The sequence below is a fragment of the Xenorhabdus miraniensis genome, assembly GCF_002632615.1.
The window spans coordinates 1-205 of sequence record NZ_NITZ01000138.1 but is presented as its reverse complement, the minus strand read 5'-3'; the positions used below and the strand labels follow the sequence as shown (position 1 = coordinate 205).

1 protein-coding gene is annotated in these 205 nt (G+C 56.1%); it reads left to right on the top strand.

All coding sequences use genetic code 11. The annotated features are described in order from the left end of the window. The coding region (locus Xmir_RS22455; RefSeq protein WP_145956974.1) for a transposase at positions 1-205 on the top strand (205 nt) is incomplete at both ends.

The window sequence follows — 205 nt, the reverse complement described above, 5'->3', positions numbered from 1 at the left end:
GCTGACTATTCCCGGTGTCGGTCCCCTGATTGCGGCGGCTTTCGTCAGTGACGTCAACGCCTCCCAATTTGCTAATGGTCGGCAACTGTCAGCCTGGTGTGGCCTGGTTCCCCGACAACACAGTTCAGGCGGGAAAAGCCGTCTCTCTTCTCTAAGCAAACAGGGCAACCGTCATCTCCGAACGTTAATTATTCATGGTGCCCGC